The organism is Intestinibaculum porci, from assembly GCF_003925875.1.
GTDB classification, from domain to species: Bacteria; Bacillota_I; Bacilli_A; order Erysipelotrichales; family Coprobacillaceae; genus Intestinibaculum; species Intestinibaculum porci.
Window position 1 is genome coordinate 1238335 of record NZ_AP019309.1, and the last position, 17886, is coordinate 1256220.

Sequence of the window (17886 nt, forward strand, 5' to 3'; positions counted from 1 at the left end):
GGAAGCTATGGAAAAAGAAAAATTTCCTACCAAACTTAAACTGGTACTCTATTTTCTGCAGGGCAGTAAGAAATATTTCTTCTTAAGTATTATCTTTGCAATTTTGTCATCATTATTTGATCTCATCAATCCAAAGATTATCGGCTTTACCGTCGATGCGATCATCGGTGATGCTCCCAAGAAACTGCCAGCCTTTTTATCTTCATTTCTATCTATTGATATGTTGAAGGGGAACTTATTATTAGTTGCTGCTTTAGTCATGCTGGTCGCTTTGATTGGCGCTATCTGCCGTTACTTATTCTCATTAATGAACAGTACTGGCGCCGAGACATTAGTCATGACGATGCGTAATCGCTTGTTTGAACATATTGAACATTTGCCTTTTGCCTGGTATGTCAAGAATCCAACCGGTGATCTGATCCAGCGCTGTACCAATGATGTGGAAATGGTCAAAAACTTCTTATCAGAACAGTTAACCGGCATGTTTAGAATTATTGTCATGCTCGTGATCGGTCTCACCTTTATGTCAAGTATCTCAGTAAAACTCATGCTTGTAGCCTTAGTGTTCTTACCAATTATTGTGCTTTATTCATTATTTTTCCACAATAAGTTAGCGGCTACCTTTGCGGTAGCGGATGAAGAAGAAGGGAACCTTTCTTCGATCGCTCAGGAAAACTTAACCGGTGTGCGTGTGGTCCGGGCTTTTGGCCGCGAGCGTTATGAAAAAGCCCGTTTTGAAAAACAAAATGATATTTATACGGCTGCCTATATGAAGTTATCAGCGTTAATGAGTGCTTTCAGGTCAATTGGTGAGGGCATCTCTGGATTGCAGGTTTTTGTCATTGTGGTTTTAGGCACTTTAGCTGTTTATCATGGCGAAATGACACCAGGTAACTTTATTGCCTTTATATCATATAATGCGATGTTAGTTTGGCCAATTCGTCGATTAGGGCGTGTGATTTCAGAAATGTCGCGCGCCGGAGTTTCCATTGATCGTATTCGTTATATTATGAATGCCCAGGAAGAAGTCAATATTGCGCAGCCATTAAAACCGGATATGCATCAGGATATTATCTTTGATCATGTGACCTTCCGTTATGATGAGCAAGGACCAGATATTATTAAAGATGTCTCATTTGCCATTGAAAAAGGCTCGACCATCGGTATCTTAGGTGGTACGGGTTCAGGAAAGTCAACATTGATGTATTTGCTGGATCGTCTTTATCCGGTTACGAAGGGTAAGATTACCATTGGCGGCGTCGATATCAGAGATATAGACTCTGATTATTTACGTTCCAATATTGGTTTAGTCTTACAGGAACCTTATCTCTTCTCACGCAGTCTGAAAGACAATATTGCGATTGCGAATGACAAAGCGCAGTTTGCCGACATTGAAGAAGCTTCAAGAATTGCCTCTTTAGATCATGCCATTAATCATTTCAAACATGGTTATGATACCTTTGTTGGGGAACGCGGGGTCACTTTATCTGGCGGGCAAAAGCAGAGAACAGCGATTGCCCAAATGGTGATCCAGCATGCCCCAGTAATGATTTTTGATGATTCCTTATCCGCTTTAGATGCAGAAACGGACGCAAAGATTCGTCATGCTTTAAAAACCGCGACGGGGCAAGCCACTGTCATTCTTATTAGTCATCGTATTACAACCTTAATGAATGCGGATCAGATCTTAGTCCTTAATCATGGCAAGATTGCGGAAGTAGGCACGCATGAAGAGCTGTATAAACAAAATGGGATCTATAAAAAGATCTGTGATATTCAGAATATAGGAGGTCGCCATGCATAAGAAAAGAAAATTCTTTGGTTTAGTGGATCTTTATCCTTATATCAGAAAATATACCAAGCTTATTATCATCATGGTGATCCTCGGTATTGGTTCATCCATCTTTGATAGTATTTATCCTTTGTTTAACCGTTATGCATTAAACCATTATATTGGGAAACATACCTTAGATACTTTGCCATACTTTATGGCGCTTTATATCATCATCTTAGTGATTCAGGTCATTGATAACTTTATCTCTACTTATATCTGTGCCAAAGTGGAATTAGGTATTGGCCGTGATTTAAAGAATGCCTCTTTTAATCATTTACAGACCTTATCATTCTCTTATTTCAATACCAACAATGTGGGTTATATCCATGCCAGAGTGATGAGTGATACCGATCGTATCGGGACTTTTATGACCTGGCGAATTATGGACTTTGTCTGGAATGCCTCTTACATTGTGGCGGTCTTTATTGTCATGATGATGATCAATTGGAAGTTAGCCTGTCTGTTACTTATCTTATTGCCGATTGCTACTGTATTAATCAGTTTCTTTCAGCGTCGTCTGATTCACTTAAACAGACAAATACGAGAAATTAACTCTACAATTACGGGTGATTTTAATGAAGGCATTACTGGCGCGAAAACGATTAAAACCTTAGTCGTTGAAGATAAGATAGCGCATGACTTTAGAAAAGATACCAAAGAGATGCGTCAGACCAGTATTCATGCCACCCATTATTCTGCATTATTTACTGCCTCTATTACCATTATGTCAGCCATCGCTTTGGCTATTGTCTTAGATCGCGGCGGAATGCTCACAAAGCAGGGGTTAATGGCGATTGGGACCTTATCTGTCTTTATGACATATGCCCTTAATATGATTGAACCAATTCAGTATATCGTAGAAGTTTTTAGTGCTTTAATTCAGGTGCAAGCCAATATTGAACGTTTTATGACCTTAATGGAAACTGAAAGTGATGTCAAAGATACGCCAGCTGTTATTGAAAAATATGGTGATACATTCCATCCTCACTATGAAAATTGGGAAGATCTTCATGGTGATGTCGAATTCAAAGATGTCTCATTCAAATATCCCGATGGTGAGGAAATGGTTTTAGAACATTTCAATTTGAAAGTGCCGCAAGGGACGAATGTGGCGATTGTTGGAGAAACAGGGGCAGGCAAATCGACATTGGTCAACTTAGTCTGTCGTTTCTTTGAACCAATATCCGGGCAAATTCTTATTGACGGCAGAGATGCGAAAGAACGTTCACAGTTATGGCTGCATAGTCATTTAGGCTATGTCTTACAGACGCCGCATTTATTTTCCGGCAGTGTGCGTGATAACTTACGCTATGCTAAACCTGATGCCACGGATGAAGACATCTGGAAAGCTATTGATTTAGTTTCTGCTCGTAGTGTTGTTGATCATATGGGACACGGTTTAGATAGTGAAGTGGGAGAAGGGGGAGATTTACTCTCCACTGGTGAAAAACAGTTATTATCCTTTGCTCGTGCCATTCTGGCCAATCCAGCCATCTTAGTCTTAGATGAAGCCACTTCATCGATTGATACGGTTACCGAAAAAGCCATTCAGGATGCGATTCAAACCGTCATCAAAGGTCGTACATCCTTTATGATCGCCCATCGTTTATCAACGGTTGTTGATGCCGATGTCATTTTAGTCGTGCGTGATGGCAAGATTGTCGAACAAGGCAATCATCAAGGCTTAATGGCTCAAAAGGGTTACTATTATAAGCTTTATACCCGTCAGTATGAAGACGATGCTACTATAAAGGCCTTATAATGTGCTATACTAGGAGCGGTGATTAAAAATGGATACAAGATATATATTTGCCGAAAGTATAAAAGACCTGATGAATCATCAGGCTTTAGATAAAATCACAGTCAAAGATATTGTGAAACGTTCAGGGATGACCAGACAAACCTTTTATCGTCATTTCAAAGATAAATATGATTTAGTCAACTGGTATTTTGAACGTTTAGCTGATAAGTCCTTTCTGCAGATTGGGGCTTCAGAAACGCTCTATGAAGGTCTGACTAAGAAGTTCTCCTTCTTATTGCATGATCAGGTCTTCTTTACCGAAGCTTTTAAATCTAAGGATTATAACAATGTCGAAAACTATGATTATAAATGTATTTATGAATTCTATAAGGGTATTATTGAAAAGAAATTACAATCTCCGATCCCTCAGGATATCGATTTCCTTTTACAAATGTACTGTCATGGTTCTATTACCATGACGGTCGAATGGGCTGTTTCCGGCATGACCACTTCACCGGAAGTGATGGCCAAACAGTTAATCGAAGCCTTACCTCCGAAACTAGCTTATTATTTAAAGGATCTCAATTAACGTTAGGTGCTGCCTAACGTTTTTTTGCGTTTGTTTGGCTTTTATTGTTTGTGGAGAAGCCATCTTGTACAATAAAAGAAAGAGGTGAAGAGGATGAAGAAAGTACTAACAATACTTATGAGTATGATGCTTGTGATGGGTATTTCATCACCAAAAGTAAAAGCCGCTATGACTACGCCAAGTGAAGAAGAGATTATTCAAGAATTGAAGACTCATTATGTGCATCATGGGAAAGAGACGACGTATACGCAGGATTATACGAAAAAGGATACAAAAACAACTTACACCCTAGCCGATATTGGTCAGCTTTCTGATGATACAAAAAATAACGCACTTACATATCTCAATAATTATCGCTATATTACGGGCTTGCCGCAGGTTGGCTATAATAGTCAATTAGATCAAAGCACACAGGCTGGTGTGTATCTGAACTATTTAAGTGATTCCTTATCCCACATGCCTGCTCAAAGTAGTGTGATGAGCCGAGAACTCTATGAAGCGGGAACGGATGGCACAACATCTTGTAATTTAGCAGCTGGTACGCTTTTAACGGGTTCAGTTTATATCTGGCTGGATGATTCTGACGATTCGAATATTAATGATCTTGGTCATCGGCGCTGGTTATTAAATCCTACGCTTAAGAATGTGGCTTTTGGCGCTGCTGGGGGAATTTCAGCTGTAAACGTGATGGATTATGATCGGAAAGCACAAAAGCAGGATTATGCCTATCCACCGCGAGAAATGCCAATTGAATTATGGGGTGGTGATTATTGTGCTTGGAATTATAGTTTTGCGGATGAAATCGATGATAATATTGCCGTCACTTTAACAAGGAAGACATCAGGTGCTCATTTACCACCGGAAACATGGACTTTCAGTAAGACATCTGATCAGAATGATCCCCATTCCGGAAAATTTGTAATAAATCATGAAACGTATGGTCATGAAGATGCCGTGATCTTTAGACCAAATAATATCAAGTATTCATCTGGAGATGTTTTTCATGTTTCGATTAGCGGCAGTCGCTCGGTTGAATATGATGTGCATTTTTTTGATGGTTATCGCGCAGATTCTATTATTCTTAATACCCATAATATAACGTTGAAGAAAGGCGATAATACCGAGCTTAAGGTGACAAATATACCGGAAAACAGCTCTGAGGATGCTTATGTCTGGAGCTCTTCTAATGATCAGATTGCCTATTATGATCAAGGGACAGTTTATGCGACAGGTTACGGTCAGGCTACATTAACATGTCAAACCCACTATGGGTTAACCGCAACTTGTCAGGTGACGGTTATTAATCCAAAGGATTGCCCTCACAATAAAGACAAGTGGGAGATTATCACCGATGCAACTTGTACTAGAGCAGGGAAGAAAGAAAAGAATTGTTCCATTTGCGGTGCCCATTTGACAAAAAAGATTCCACCAACAGGTCATAAATGGAGCAAAGCATACATTATCAAAAAAGCTACAAAGAAACATAAAGGGAAAAAGCTTTATTATTGTGAAAACTGCTTTAAGAAACGCTATGTAACGTATGCATTAAGTGAACTCACAATTAAGGCAAAGATGCAAAAGAAGGGAAAAGTGATAGTATCCTGGACAAAACAGAAAGGGATCAAAAAGTACCGTTTAGCGTATCGTATCAAAGGGACTAAAAAGTGGTCTTATAAGATGATTAAAGGGAATACCTATACCTTTAAGAAACTGAAAGCAAAAACTTATAGTTTTAAAGTGCAAACGGTTAACGGTAAGAAGAAGGGACGCTGGTCATCGTCTCTAAGTGTTAAAATAAAAGGATGAAAGCAGGAAGCAAAATAAGCTTCCTGTTTTCATCCTAAAAAGCTAAATGCATGATGCTGTAAGGACAAGGGGAATGATAGATCAGATTGAAGCCGGTAAACTTAACGTAAGCACCAGGGTAATATCTTTTGACTTTCTTTAAAGAGCGCCGTGCCTGTGCTTTGTTTGGGTATCTGTTGATCGAAATAGCGTAGTAGTGTTCAACATTAAGATTGGACCAGTCGTTTGTTTGATAAATGCGCGCTTTCTTGAAGCCACGGGCTTTCACCTTTCTTAACTCAGACAAAGCCACTTTTTTACTCTTCGAAGCGGATACCCATACCCCATAAAATGATTCGTGAGAAGACTGTGCTCTGACTTTCCCTAAACTTAAACATCCCATCATCAATAGACATGTGATACAAATTATTATTTTCCTCATAATTCTCCTCCTGTTATTTTTATTATACGCTTATTGCGATCAGGAATATATGAAATTCATTTCATATAAAAAAATCGGTTTACTCACGTAAACCGATCATTGCTTATTTCTTAACAGCTTTGCCTAAAGCATCCGCAGCTACAATGGCTGCATATAATTCATCAGGTGTCACATCACCAGCTAAGTTATGGATGGTTTCTCCGGGAACGCAGGCATTCTTAGCGATGGTTTCAATCTGCTCTTTCGTAGTGATCCCTAATTCCTCTAAGGTAACTGGTAAGCCAACTTCTAAGCAGAAGCCCTGGACATCTTCAAATTCTTCTTTAGTAGCACCTTCAAGAATTAATTGCACAAGTGTACCGAAGGCAACACAGTTACCGTGTGGAGCACTATGGCCACCTAAAGAAGTTAACCCATTATAGAAGGAATGTGCTGCCGCGCAGTTAACATTATCAGCGCCGACCCCAGACATATAAACATTCGCTTCAACGATGGCTTCTAAAGCTGGAGTAACGACGTTGTTTTCACAAGCGACAATCGCCTGTTTACCATAGTTACGTAATGTTTTGTAACATTCTTTCGCAATCGCCATACCAACACGGGTAATACCAGTGCCTTCTAGAGAAGGAGACTCGGTCTGAATAGAAGCGCGACCTTCGAAGTAAGTGCCTAAGGCATCACCTAAACCAGCAACTAAGAAACGTACGGGAGCGTTAGCGATGACCTGGGTATCAACTAAAACAGCATCTGGGTTGGTGGGATAAAATAAATATTTGTCAAAGCTGCCATCATCATTATAAATAACGGATAAACCGGTACATGGTGCATCCGTCGCTGCAACGGTAGGAATGATCACCACATGCGTGTGAGTGTAGAAGGCGGTGGCTTTAGCGGTATCTACAGCGCTTCCGCCGCCCACGCCGACAACGGTATCGATGTGTTCATCTTCGACGATCTTCTGGAATTTTGCAACTTCTCCTTTGGAAGAAATGCCGCCAAAGACTTCATAATGACGAAAATCTTCTTCGTTGCCAAAGCTTTCTTCAATACCATTATGGCATGCTTTATACCCACTGTTAGAACATATAAATAACCAGCGTTTGCCCATGTAGTTCATTTCTTCATAGAAATGTTTAACGGCATCCTTTCCTTGTACATATTTGAGCGGTTCTCTCATAGCTCTTAATCTTTTCATTATCAAAACCCTCTTTCTAAGTAATCTATACTTATTATAGTATGCGCTTACATGTCATGTCAAATAAACATGATTTTGTTTCTATCTATGAAAAAAGCTTTACATTTTATGAAAGACTATTATTTCACAAAGTGACACTTTGACAATTGTGTCACTTGAAAGCAAGTAAGCGCTTCGTTAAAATAATGAATGTGAAAAGAAGAACAAAGGAGAGTTAATTATGGCAAATAGAATTGTATTAAACACTGTATCTTATCATGGTAAAGGAGCCATTGAAGAAATTCCTAATATTATTAAAACAGCAGGATACAAGAAAATCTTTGTATCAACAGATAAAGGGTTAGTAAAATTTGGTGTCGCTACAAAAGTGACTGACTTATTAGAAAAGAATGGCATTGATTATGCTTTATTCTCAGATGTTAAACCAAACCCAACAATTGAAAACGTTCAGGCTGGGGTAAAAGCATTCAAAGAAGCGGACGCTGATGCCATTGTAGCAATTGGTGGCGGATCTGCTCAGGATACTGCTAAAGCTATTGGTATTATTATCGCGAACCCAGAATTCGCTGATGTTCGTTCATTGGAAGGGGTAGCCCCAACAAAGAATCATGCCGTTCCAACAATCGCCGTTGCTACAACCGCCGGAACAGCTGCCGAAGTCACGATCAACTACGTTATTACTGATGTAGAAAAACAGCGTAAATTCGTTTGTGTTGATGAACATGATATCCCAATGTATGCGGTTATCGACCCAGATATGATGATGAGTATGCCAGAAGCATTAACCGCATCAACGGGTATGGATGCTTTAACCCATGCGATTGAAGGTTATACAACCAAAGCAGCTTGGGAAATGACTGATATGTTCCACTTAGAAGCGATCAAATTGATTTCTCATAACTTACGTCAGGCTTGCAAGAAAGATCCAAAAGCGAAAGAAGCTATGGCTTTAGGTCAGTATATTGCCGGGATGGGCTTCTCTAACGTTGGTTTAGGAATTGCACATTCCATCGCGCATACATTCTCAGCGCATTATGACACACCTCATGGTGTTGCATGTGCGATCATGTTACCAGTGATCATGGAATGGAACCAGGAATACACTGGCGAACGTTTCAGAGAAATCGCTCGTGCCATGGGTGTTGAAGGCGTTGATGCGATGAGCCAGGAAGAATATCGTAAAGCTGCCATCGATGCTGTTAAACAGTTAGGTAAAGATGTTGGTATCCCTGAATATGTCGAAGGATTAAAAGAAGAAGATATCCCTCAGTTAGCTAAGGATGCGGCTGCTGATGCATGTGCGCCAGGTAACCCAAGAGATACTTCATTACCTGAATTCGAAGCCTTAATCAGAAAGGTTATGAAACCAGAATAATCAAGATTAATCAGAGCCCACCGCTCTGATTTTTTTCTATGTTTGCATGAGAAAGATTGATGATGTGATTGTGAGGACTGGCAGTATGAGTGGTTTTGATCGAGATGATCTACCACATTATTTAAACCTGTGTTGCTTTATGTTTAATCCACCTCACGAAAAGCTGGAGAAGATAGAAAAGCTTCTAGAGAGCGATTATATTAAAGGGTTTTAAAAGCATCACCAGCACCACTGTGCAAATGATGCTTTAAAAACTTTGAGAAATAAGGAAGTATATGCAGTCAAATGCATAAATAATTTAAAAATTTATTTATGATTTTTAGGAAATAATAGTGAAGATGAATGCGAATTTTGATTATCAATAAGCTTCATTATTAGATTTCCTAAATATAAAAAGAGAGAAGGAGATTTTTATTTACGAAAGGGCGGTTTTGCTCTATACTAGGCTTGTATGTTTATATGCTTCACAAGGCATATCAAAGGAAATTTGAATTATAAGGAGTATGAATACCAAGTGGACCCGAATCAAGTCGTAATGATTGTAACCTTTATTATATTAATTAGTCTTTCCGCATTTTTCTCTGCGTCAGAGACTGCGTTTATGAGTGTTTCTCATATCCGTATTAAGACCTTAGCGGAAGAAGAAGGGAACAAGCGTGCGCAGATTGTACAAAAACTGCTTGACCATAATGAACGTGTCCTTTCATCGATTTTAGTAGGTAATAACTTAGTCAATATTGGCGCTTCTTCATTAACAACGTCATTTGTCATTTCCATCTTTGGTAATGAAGGTATTGGTGTCGCTTTAGCGACAGGCTTTGTAACACTCATGATTTTAATCTTTGGGGAAATTACCCCAAAAACCATTGCTACAAGAAATGCAGAAAGTATTGTTTTATCCTTTGCCCGCATTATCCAGTTTATTAATTTCATCTTAACTCCTATCGATGTTATTTTAGGTGCCTTCACTCATTTATTAATGAAACTGATGGGCGATCATGGGGAACAGGGACCAACGATGACCCAGGAAGATTTAAAGACGATTGTCAATGTCTCTCATGAAGAAGGCGTCCTAGAAGACGAAGAAAAAGAGATGTTACATAATGTGTTTGAATTCAGTGATACGGAAATCAAAGAGATTATGACTCCACGTATCCATGTGGCGGATATTGATGATGCGATTACTTATGAAGAACTGATTGCATTCTTAAAGGAATATCAGTTCTCCCGTATCCCAGTGCATAAAGAAGATGATACGGATGATATTATCGGAGTCTTAAATATTAAAGACTTAGTTGTCTCACAAGTGGATCCTGACAATTTTGATGTCAAGAATTATATGCGTCCAGCTTACTTTGTATATGAATTTAATCAGGTGTCTGATGTCTTTGAAAAGATGCGTAATGATCATATTTCATTAGCGGTGGTTTTAGATGAATATGGCGTGATGAGCGGCATTGTTTCATTAGAAGATATCGTTGAAGAAATCGTTGGGGAAATTGATGATGAATTCGATGAAGAAGAACCTGATGTTATTGAATTAGCGAACCATGAGTTCTTATTAGATGGCACAATGGATATTGATGAAGTCAATGATGAATGTGGGACAAACTTTGAATCAGAAGACTTTGAATCGATTGGCGGCCTGGTTTTAGGGGCGGTGAATGGTTCACCGATTTTACACCAGCAGGTAGCTATTGATAATTGTATTTTTACGATTGAGAAGATTGATAAAAACCGTATTGAACAGTTAAAACTGACAATTGTGAATAAAGATGAAGAGGATGATCAAGAAAAACACGATGACTAGTGTTTTTCTTTTCATCTTTTAGGAAAGGAGAGCGTTTATGGAGAAGGTCAAGAGCATTACTTCATTTATTTATAAGGTGTATAACCAATATCGTAAATATGTTCCTGGCTATGCCAGTGCGGCGCTGTCCTTTTATTTATTAATCCTGATTGTTCCCGCTACCTCGATTTTAGCCATGTTTTCCAATTTCTTTCATATTGATCTGAACTTATTAGAGAAATTACTGGAAACGTATGTGCAGCCGGAATATTCCAAGATGATTGTCAATGTCCTTAATGGTCATAGTGCTTCGATTTCCTCAATTGTCATCTTAGGCTTTTCTCTTTATGCGGTTTCCCGCGGGGTGGGGAATATTTATATTATTTCCAAAGATTTATTTAAAACCCCTCATGGCAAAGAAGAAACCTTACTGGATTACTTTAAATATGTTTTTAAAGTGACGGTCCTGCTATTACTTTCGATGATGACTGTGGTATTCTTATTAGTGTCAGGACCTATTTCAAGAATCTTTAATCGCCTTTATGGAATTGCCATCTTACAGTATATTATTATGTACTGGCTGTTAGTGCTATTTTTCTTAGGCGTCTATATGATTGTCCCAAAAGCGCATATTACCTTCCAGGAAGCTTATCCTGGAGCGATTGTTGGCTCAAGCGGGATTGTCATCTTTTATATCTTTTTCAAAATCTACATGCATTTTGCCAACTATGAAAACGTCTATGGTCCGTTAGCTTCATTAGTGTTATTACTGTTTGTCTTTAACTGGTCGAGTGAAGTATTCTACATTGGCATGTATGTCACCCATATTCAATACATAAGGAGACTTAAACATGAAAAATCAAACCGTCACAATTAAAAAAATGGGGATCAATGGCGAAGGCATTGCCTATATTGATTCCAAGATTGTCTTTATCAAAGGGGCCCTCACCGGCGAAGAAGTGCTTTGCGCGATCGATCGTAATGAACGTAATTATATGGTTGGTCATGTGGTAAAGATTTTAAAGAAATCTTCTGCCCGCAGCCATGAGAAGAATCACGCTAAAGCGCAGTATGGCTATAGCTTATTCCATATGAACTATTTAGATCAGCTGCCTTATAAAAAAGGATTAATCAAAGATGCCATCAGTAAATACACCAAATTTAATGTCGATGCCCTCAATGTGAAACCAGTCTTAGAAGCGAAGACGAGAGAAAACTATCGTCAGTATGCTGGCTTCCCAATCATTTATCGTCATGGTCAGTTAGCGTTTGGGGAATTAGAAGGGGTTGAATCCTTCTTATCCGTTGATGATCTCTATCGCCTGCAGGATCACGGCATTAACCGTTTATTAAAGAAAGTGCAGGATATCTTAAACAAACATAAATGCAAAGACTATTACCCAAGAGTCAAAAAAGGCTTACGTTATGTTATGGTCCGCAAATTTGACGACGCTTATCAGTTAGTCTTTGTGACGGGGAAAGATGGCATCGCCAAAGAAGTTACCCAGGAGATTGCCGCATTGGATGAAGTGGCCTCTATTTATTATACGATCAATACCTCTAGTCACAGCAGTTTTAATGAAAAAGGCTTTAAACGAATCTATGGCAATAACCGCATGACATATCACTATGATGATCGTGATTTCTTATTCTCAGTGAAAACGCCGATGGTGATCAATCCAGAAATGGAAGAAGCTTACTATGATGTCGTGAAATCATTAATTCCAGAAGAGGCGGAAGTCTTATCTGTTTATCCCCGTTATGGTTTATTAGAAATGTCTTTACCAAATACTGTCAGAGCTTTAGAAGGGGATATGAACTGCGTCGATGATGCTCGTTTAAACGCTGATCGTTTGAAAGAGACAAATAAGAAGTTTAAGTTAGGAGATGTCGATGAAGAGATCACCCATTTCTGTAAGAAACATCATTATGATGTCGCTTTATTACAGCTTTTTAATGATGAAATGTCTGAAGAAATTGCCAAATCCATTATCTTATCAAAGATTCCAGAAGTCATTATTACGGCCAAAAATATGTCTACTTTAGGTGAAGCGATCGCTGCCCTGCAGGCGCGTTATACGATTGCTTATGTCAGCGGGGTAGATATGGATCCGAATACCCCATTAGTGACCGGTATTGTAAAGATGGTGCGTCTCTAAGATGATGTACTTTCTCTTATTTGCTTTGATCATTGCCTGTGTGCTCATTATCTTTATGCTTTATACGATCTTACAAAAGATGAATGATGGTCATCGCTTTGATCGTTTAGAGCAAGGGTTACTTAATAACCGTCATGAATTAGTTGAAAATAAAGCGGTGGGTTCATCGCTTTCGAAAAACTATGAAATGATGTTAAAAGAGTTAATGAAGACCAAAGAATCCTTAGCAGTGAATGCTAATCAGCTGCAGGATATCAGTCATAATATTCATGATATGAATGCTATTATGGTCAATACCAAAAAGCGTGGGAACTTTGGGGAATATCAGCTGTATTACTTATTATCGATGTACTTAGGGGAAAATGAAGTCATTTATGAAAAGCAGTATCATTTATCTAATGGTAAGATTGGGGATGCGGCTTTGCACTTGCCTGGCTCTTCTTTAGTGATGATTATTGACTCTAAATTCCCTAGTGAAAACTATTTACGTTTAGTGGATGATCCCGAGGATATCCATGCAGTTAATGAATTTCGTCAGAATGTAAAGAAACATATCAAAGATATCAGTGAGAAATACATTCTCACTGGCATCACCAGTGAAGCAGCGATCATGTTTATTCCTAGTGAAGCGATCTATCTTTATATTTGTCAAAATGAGCCTTCTCTAATGGAAGAAGCCCATCGCGCCCATGTTCTGATGACATCACCATCTACTTTAATGGGTGTCTGTATGACCCTTGTGAATATTACGAAAGATTATCAGCGTTCCCAAAATATTGAAAAGATTGAGAAACTGTTAATCGCGATGAAAGATGATAGTGAGCGGATGATGGAACGTTACAGCAAGGTGCAAAAAAGCAGCGCCACTTTACAAAAACAAATAGATGAGATGGGGATCTCGGTGGATAAAATTGATCATCGTATCCATCAGCTCTATGATGGGAAGGAGTAGAAATACTCCTTCTTTTTGGTATTACAGCAATGATCTTTTTGATTTTTTAAATGTCTATGAGATGTAATGAATTTACATGAGATTTATATTCATGAAATAGATATATCATGAAATAATATTAAAATGTTAAAAGTATGTCAAATATATTTTATTATTGTATTAATAATGAATTTTTCCTTATTTTGAAAATTCATAAAATATTCACAAATCAAAAAAGAGGCGATTCGTTCAATATAAATATTACTTTGTGAAAGAAATGCCATATTTGTCTATTGCCTTATTTTCACATATAATGGCACAAACAAATGAGGTGATAAAATGAAAGAATGGACAAGAGAGGAACGTTATCGTGTTCTCAAAAACAAAAGTGAATTGAACCATCTTTATGAAATAAATACCAGTTCCGTCTATCGTCAGGATTACCATATCCAGCCGATTACCGGGTTATCCAATGATCCCAACGGCTTTATTTATGCCCAGGGAAAATGGCACCTGTTTTATCAGTGGTGTCCATGGGGGCCAGTCCATGGCTTAAAGTACTGGTACCATGTGACATCCGAGGATTTGGTCCATTGGACCAATGAAGGCATCGGTTTAGCGCCGGATACACTTTTTGACAACAAAGGCTGCTATAGCGGCAGTGCCATTGCAATTGATGATGAGGTCTATTTCTATTATACCGGGAACCATCGTAATGAAGATTGGGAGCGTACCGCTTATACCTGCGTCGCCAAACTAGAAGACGATGGCTCGTTAACGAAAAAAGCCACGCCGTTATTTGCGCCAAGAGAGGACTATTCAGAGCATCAGCGTGATCCGATGGTTATCTACAACAAAGCGTTAAAACGTTACTTTATTTTCATTGGTGCACGTTCGCAAGATGAACGCGGCTGCGCGCTTGTGTATACTTCGGAAAAACCATTAGAGGGGTGGTCTTTCGCTGGAGAGTTACACGTTGTCGGTTATGAACATTTCGGCGGTATGTGGGAATGTCCATGTATTACGAATATCGATGGCAAAGATATTCTGATCTTCTCGCCACAGTTTACTAAACTGCCAGGACGTGGTGATTGTACGAACCATAATGTTTACATTGTTGGACATATGGATTATGAAACCTTAACCTTTACGCCAGAATCCCATTTCCGCTATTTGGATTATGGCTTTGATTTCTATGCCGCCCAGACGGCTGCCAATGCCTCCCATCATCCGGTGATGATCGCCTGGATGGGTTTACCTGATAACCATTATCCAAGTGAAAAAGATGAATGGGAAGGTGCGATGACGCTGCCAAGACGTATCAGCGTTGAAGGGGACCGCTTAATTCAAACCCCGGTAAAAGCAATTGAAAACTTACGCACGCAAACGTTAGCAGATAACGGCCATATGTCAGGCGCGATGGAAATGGACGTTACCTTTACGGGCGGCGATGTAGCCATTAACTTATTTACGAAACCTAATGGCTATGATGGCTTAACGATCGAATACGATGCGATGTATCGGATGATTACGGTCAATAAAGCGCATATGGATCAGCGTTTTAATACTGAAGTCTTTGAAAAACTCGATATTCCGCTTGATGAAGACTTAATGAATATGCGTATCTTTATTGATCATTCGTCAGTAGAATTATTTATCAATGATGGTCGTTATACTTTTACCGCTCATGTTTATCCTACCATTCGGGAAAACCGCTATACCCATACTGATAACATGGATCTGACCATCTATGCTTTAGGAAAGTCTGTTGATGAAAGCTTTATTTTATAAATGAATTTTGTATTAACATAAATACAAAATTGGTATACCTTTCAAAGAATGTTTGTGCTAAAATAAACTTGTAATCAAATCCATACAGATTATGTTAAAAGAGTATTAAAGCTTGTCACTATACAATACCTACTGATTTCTCGACCTTCAGTGACAAGAGTATACTCTTTTTTCATATATATAAAAAGAAGCGACTATTCGCTTCTAAAGGTGGATGCTTTGATAACGTTTTTGGGCCGGCTCTTTGAGGATTTCACCTTGTAAGACATGCGATAAAACATCAGCATCTTTGATTAATTCACTATAGGCATCATCTTCGCGCTCTTTATGAGAATGATTGGCGATCGCTGCGGTGATGATAGATATTTCCTCTTCGGTAAATAAACCGCTTTGCATGAGAAAGTCTTTTGCGATCATGCTTGAGCGCGCCGCATGATTGAAATCATTACAATCTAAAGGAATGGAAAGATCATGTAAGACACCAATGATCGCTGACAGCTCTAAATTGAGCTGTCTTTTTTGCGCTAAAAGGATACATAATGTTTCTACCTGAAACATATGTTCCAGCATTTGTCTTTTATAAAAGCCATGGGCTTTCTCTTCTAAACATTTAAGGGCTAGATCGCGGATTTCGAAATAACGGTTCATGAGCGTCTTAATCCTTTCGGGAAGAGATTTTTTACGGCATTGGATTCCTTATAGAAGGAAAGCGGGTAGCCGTCGACAAAGATGACGCCATAGCCTTTAGACCCGATCGCTTCTAACGTTTCACCGCGGATATACGCCGCCACTTCGTTTGAGTCTTCTGGGAAGTCATAGCAGCGTTTGACATCTTCTTTACGCAGCGTTAAGGCTAAAGAATAACTTGGAATAAAGTAATTCTTCCGGCTTTCACCTAAATAGAGGCCATTACGTAAAATACGGATCTTTCCTAAATCTGGGAACTGTCTTTTTAAAGCATAGACATGACCTTTGTTTTCGTAAAGCAGCTTTGGCACTTTGATGTTAAGGTTTTCCTTATAGAAGTTTTGCACATTTTTTAAAGCTTCCGGGGAGATCTTTGGCTTCAGGACTTTAGGCTTCTTGATCGGGGTTTCCCCGCGTTTTGTTAATAAGGCCATAAACTGACCTTCACCGGCAAAATGATGCGGATAACAGCGAATAGCTTCGTTCATATCAATCCCTGGCATTAAGCCATCACGATGGGGCAGCGTTTCTAAAGAAAAATCAAAATGATCAAGAGCATATCGGACGATCTCTTCATTCTCTTCTAGAGAATACGTGCAGGTCGAGTAGATGATCTGTCCGCCTGGTTTTAATAAAGTATAAGCGGCCTCAATCAAACGCTTTTGAATCACGGCGCATTCATAAACTTTATCCGGCGACCAGGTTTTGCTGGCTTCTTCCGTTTTTCTTAACATCCCTTCACCAGAGCAAGGGGCATCTAAGATGATCTTGTCAAAAAAGCCATCTAAGACTCCAACAAAGCGCAGGGGATCCGTATTGGTGACAATCGTATTGTCAATGCCAAAACGTTCAATGTTCTCACTTAAAATCTTCGCTCTTGAAGCAGAGATATCATTAGCGATCAGTAAGCCATCAGGGCCTAAACGATTGGCGATCCGACACGATTTCCCGCCGGGAGCAGCGCACATATCTAAGACATAGTCATCTTCTTTAATATCAATCATATTAGCGACTAACATCGCACTTGGTTCCTGAATGTAATAAAGGCCACAAAGGAAGTAAGGCGACTTACCAGGGCTATAAGCTTCATCATCATAAAGATAACCGCCAGTCACTAAAGGGTGAGGTTTAATATGTTTATGATCTAAGGCTTTGTAGCCATCTTTATTTGTGTTGAGATAAAGACCTTTCACTTCTTTTTCCGACAAAGCCTCAATAAAAGGCTCATAATCATCCTGAAGCAGGTCTTTCATGCGTGTATAAAATTTGTCCATAATTTTCACCATTTCCATTATACATGATTCATTCAATAAAAAAACTCTTTAGTTTCCTAAAGAGTCATTATCGAGATGGTGCCCTGGGCCGGACTCGAACCGGCACGGGTTTGAAGCCGGCAGATTTTGAGTCTGCTGCGTCTACCAATTTCGCCACCAGGGCAGGCAACCTTGCTCGTCTATTATATTATGCCTGCTTATAAATTGCAATAAAAAAATGCAATGAGTACAGACTTTTTAAAAGGAGAATCAAAGCGCACGAGAAATCGTGCGTTTTATTGTAATATATATGTA

15 protein-coding genes and 1 tRNA gene are annotated in these 17886 nt (G+C 39.1%); 11 read left to right on the top strand and 5 right to left on the bottom strand.

Features of this window, described 5'->3' with window-relative positions; translation table 11 throughout:
- Positions 1-7: 7 nt before the first annotated feature.
- The 4 genes from SG0102_RS06065 (at position 8) to SG0102_RS06080 (ending at position 5970) form a co-directional block, all read left to right on the top strand.
- Complete coding sequence (locus SG0102_RS06065) at positions 8-1804, top strand: ABC transporter ATP-binding protein (protein ID WP_125119121.1); 1797 nt, start codon at positions 8-10, stop codon at positions 1802-1804.
- Positions 1797-3596, top strand: coding sequence for an ABC transporter ATP-binding protein (locus SG0102_RS06070; RefSeq protein WP_125119122.1), 1800 nt, complete (start codon positions 1797-1799; stop codon positions 3594-3596). Before SG0102_RS06065 ends, SG0102_RS06070 begins: the two co-directional genes overlap by 8 nt.
- A 28-nt stretch (positions 3597-3624) precedes the next feature.
- On the top strand, positions 3625-4164 hold the full coding sequence (locus tag SG0102_RS06075; RefSeq protein WP_125119123.1) for a TetR/AcrR family transcriptional regulator C-terminal domain-containing protein: 540 nt from the start codon (positions 3625-3627) through the stop codon (positions 4162-4164).
- Between the two features lie 93 nt (positions 4165-4257).
- Entirely contained in the window at positions 4258-5970 is a 1713-nt protein-coding gene (locus SG0102_RS06080; RefSeq protein ID WP_125119124.1) for a fibronectin type III domain-containing protein, read from the top strand.
- A gap of 34 nt (positions 5971-6004) precedes the next feature.
- Here the strand turns inward: SG0102_RS06080 and SG0102_RS06085 are convergent, their stop codons facing one another.
- Together SG0102_RS06085 and SG0102_RS06090 are read right to left on the bottom strand one after the other, a co-directional pair.
- The gene (locus SG0102_RS06085; protein ID WP_125119125.1) at positions 6005-6391 is read right to left on the bottom strand and encodes an SPOR domain-containing protein; all 387 of its coding nucleotides are present in this window, start codon (positions 6389-6391) and stop codon (positions 6005-6007) included.
- Positions 6392-6494: 103 nt separating this feature from the next.
- Positions 6495-7586 (bottom strand): glycerol dehydrogenase, encoded by a 1092-nt coding sequence (locus SG0102_RS06090; protein ID WP_125119126.1) that lies wholly within the window; start codon positions 7584-7586, stop codon positions 6495-6497.
- 220 nt (positions 7587-7806) lie between these two features.
- Here SG0102_RS06090 and fucO point away from each other — a divergent pair, with 220 nt between their 5' ends.
- The 7 genes from fucO (at position 7807) to SG0102_RS06120 (ending at position 15631) form a co-directional block, all read left to right on the top strand.
- The gene (gene fucO / locus SG0102_RS06095) at positions 7807-8961 is read left to right on the top strand and encodes a lactaldehyde reductase (protein ID WP_125119127.1); all 1155 of its coding nucleotides are present in this window, start codon (positions 7807-7809) and stop codon (positions 8959-8961) included.
- 46 nt (positions 8962-9007) lie between these two features.
- On the top strand, positions 9008-9175 hold the full coding sequence (locus SG0102_RS15350) for a hypothetical protein (RefSeq protein WP_157982986.1): 168 nt from the start codon (positions 9008-9010) through the stop codon (positions 9173-9175).
- 321 nt (positions 9176-9496) lie between these two features.
- Positions 9497-10771, top strand: coding sequence for a hemolysin family protein (locus SG0102_RS06100; protein ID WP_179951193.1), 1275 nt, complete (start codon positions 9497-9499; stop codon positions 10769-10771).
- Positions 10772-10808: 37 nt separating this feature from the next.
- Entirely contained in the window at positions 10809-11627 is an 819-nt protein-coding gene (locus SG0102_RS06105) for a YihY/virulence factor BrkB family protein (protein ID WP_125119129.1), read from the top strand.
- On the top strand, positions 11602-12909 hold the full coding sequence (locus SG0102_RS06110; protein ID WP_125119130.1) for a TRAM domain-containing protein: 1308 nt from the start codon (positions 11602-11604) through the stop codon (positions 12907-12909). Before SG0102_RS06105 ends, SG0102_RS06110 begins: the two co-directional genes overlap by 26 nt.
- Position 12910: 1 nt before the next feature.
- On the top strand, positions 12911-13861 hold the full coding sequence (locus SG0102_RS06115) for a DNA recombination protein RmuC (protein ID WP_125119131.1): 951 nt from the start codon (positions 12911-12913) through the stop codon (positions 13859-13861).
- Between the two features lie 318 nt (positions 13862-14179).
- Positions 14180-15631 (top strand): glycoside hydrolase family 32 protein, encoded by a 1452-nt coding sequence (locus SG0102_RS06120; RefSeq protein ID WP_125119132.1) that lies wholly within the window; start codon positions 14180-14182, stop codon positions 15629-15631.
- A 204-nt stretch (positions 15632-15835) separates the two neighbouring features.
- Here the strand turns inward: SG0102_RS06120 and SG0102_RS06125 are convergent, their stop codons facing one another.
- From SG0102_RS06125 to SG0102_RS06135, 3 genes are all read right to left on the bottom strand, one after another.
- Entirely contained in the window at positions 15836-16279 is a 444-nt protein-coding gene (locus SG0102_RS06125; RefSeq protein ID WP_125119133.1) for an HD domain-containing protein, read from the bottom strand.
- Complete coding sequence (locus SG0102_RS06130) at positions 16276-17592, bottom strand: RsmB/NOP family class I SAM-dependent RNA methyltransferase (RefSeq protein WP_125119134.1); 1317 nt, start codon at positions 17590-17592, stop codon at positions 16276-16278. Before SG0102_RS06130 ends, SG0102_RS06125 begins: the two co-directional genes overlap by 4 nt.
- A 76-nt stretch (positions 17593-17668) precedes the next feature.
- Positions 17669-17755 (bottom strand) — tRNA-Leu (locus SG0102_RS06135).
- Positions 17756-17886 lie beyond the last annotated feature (131 nt).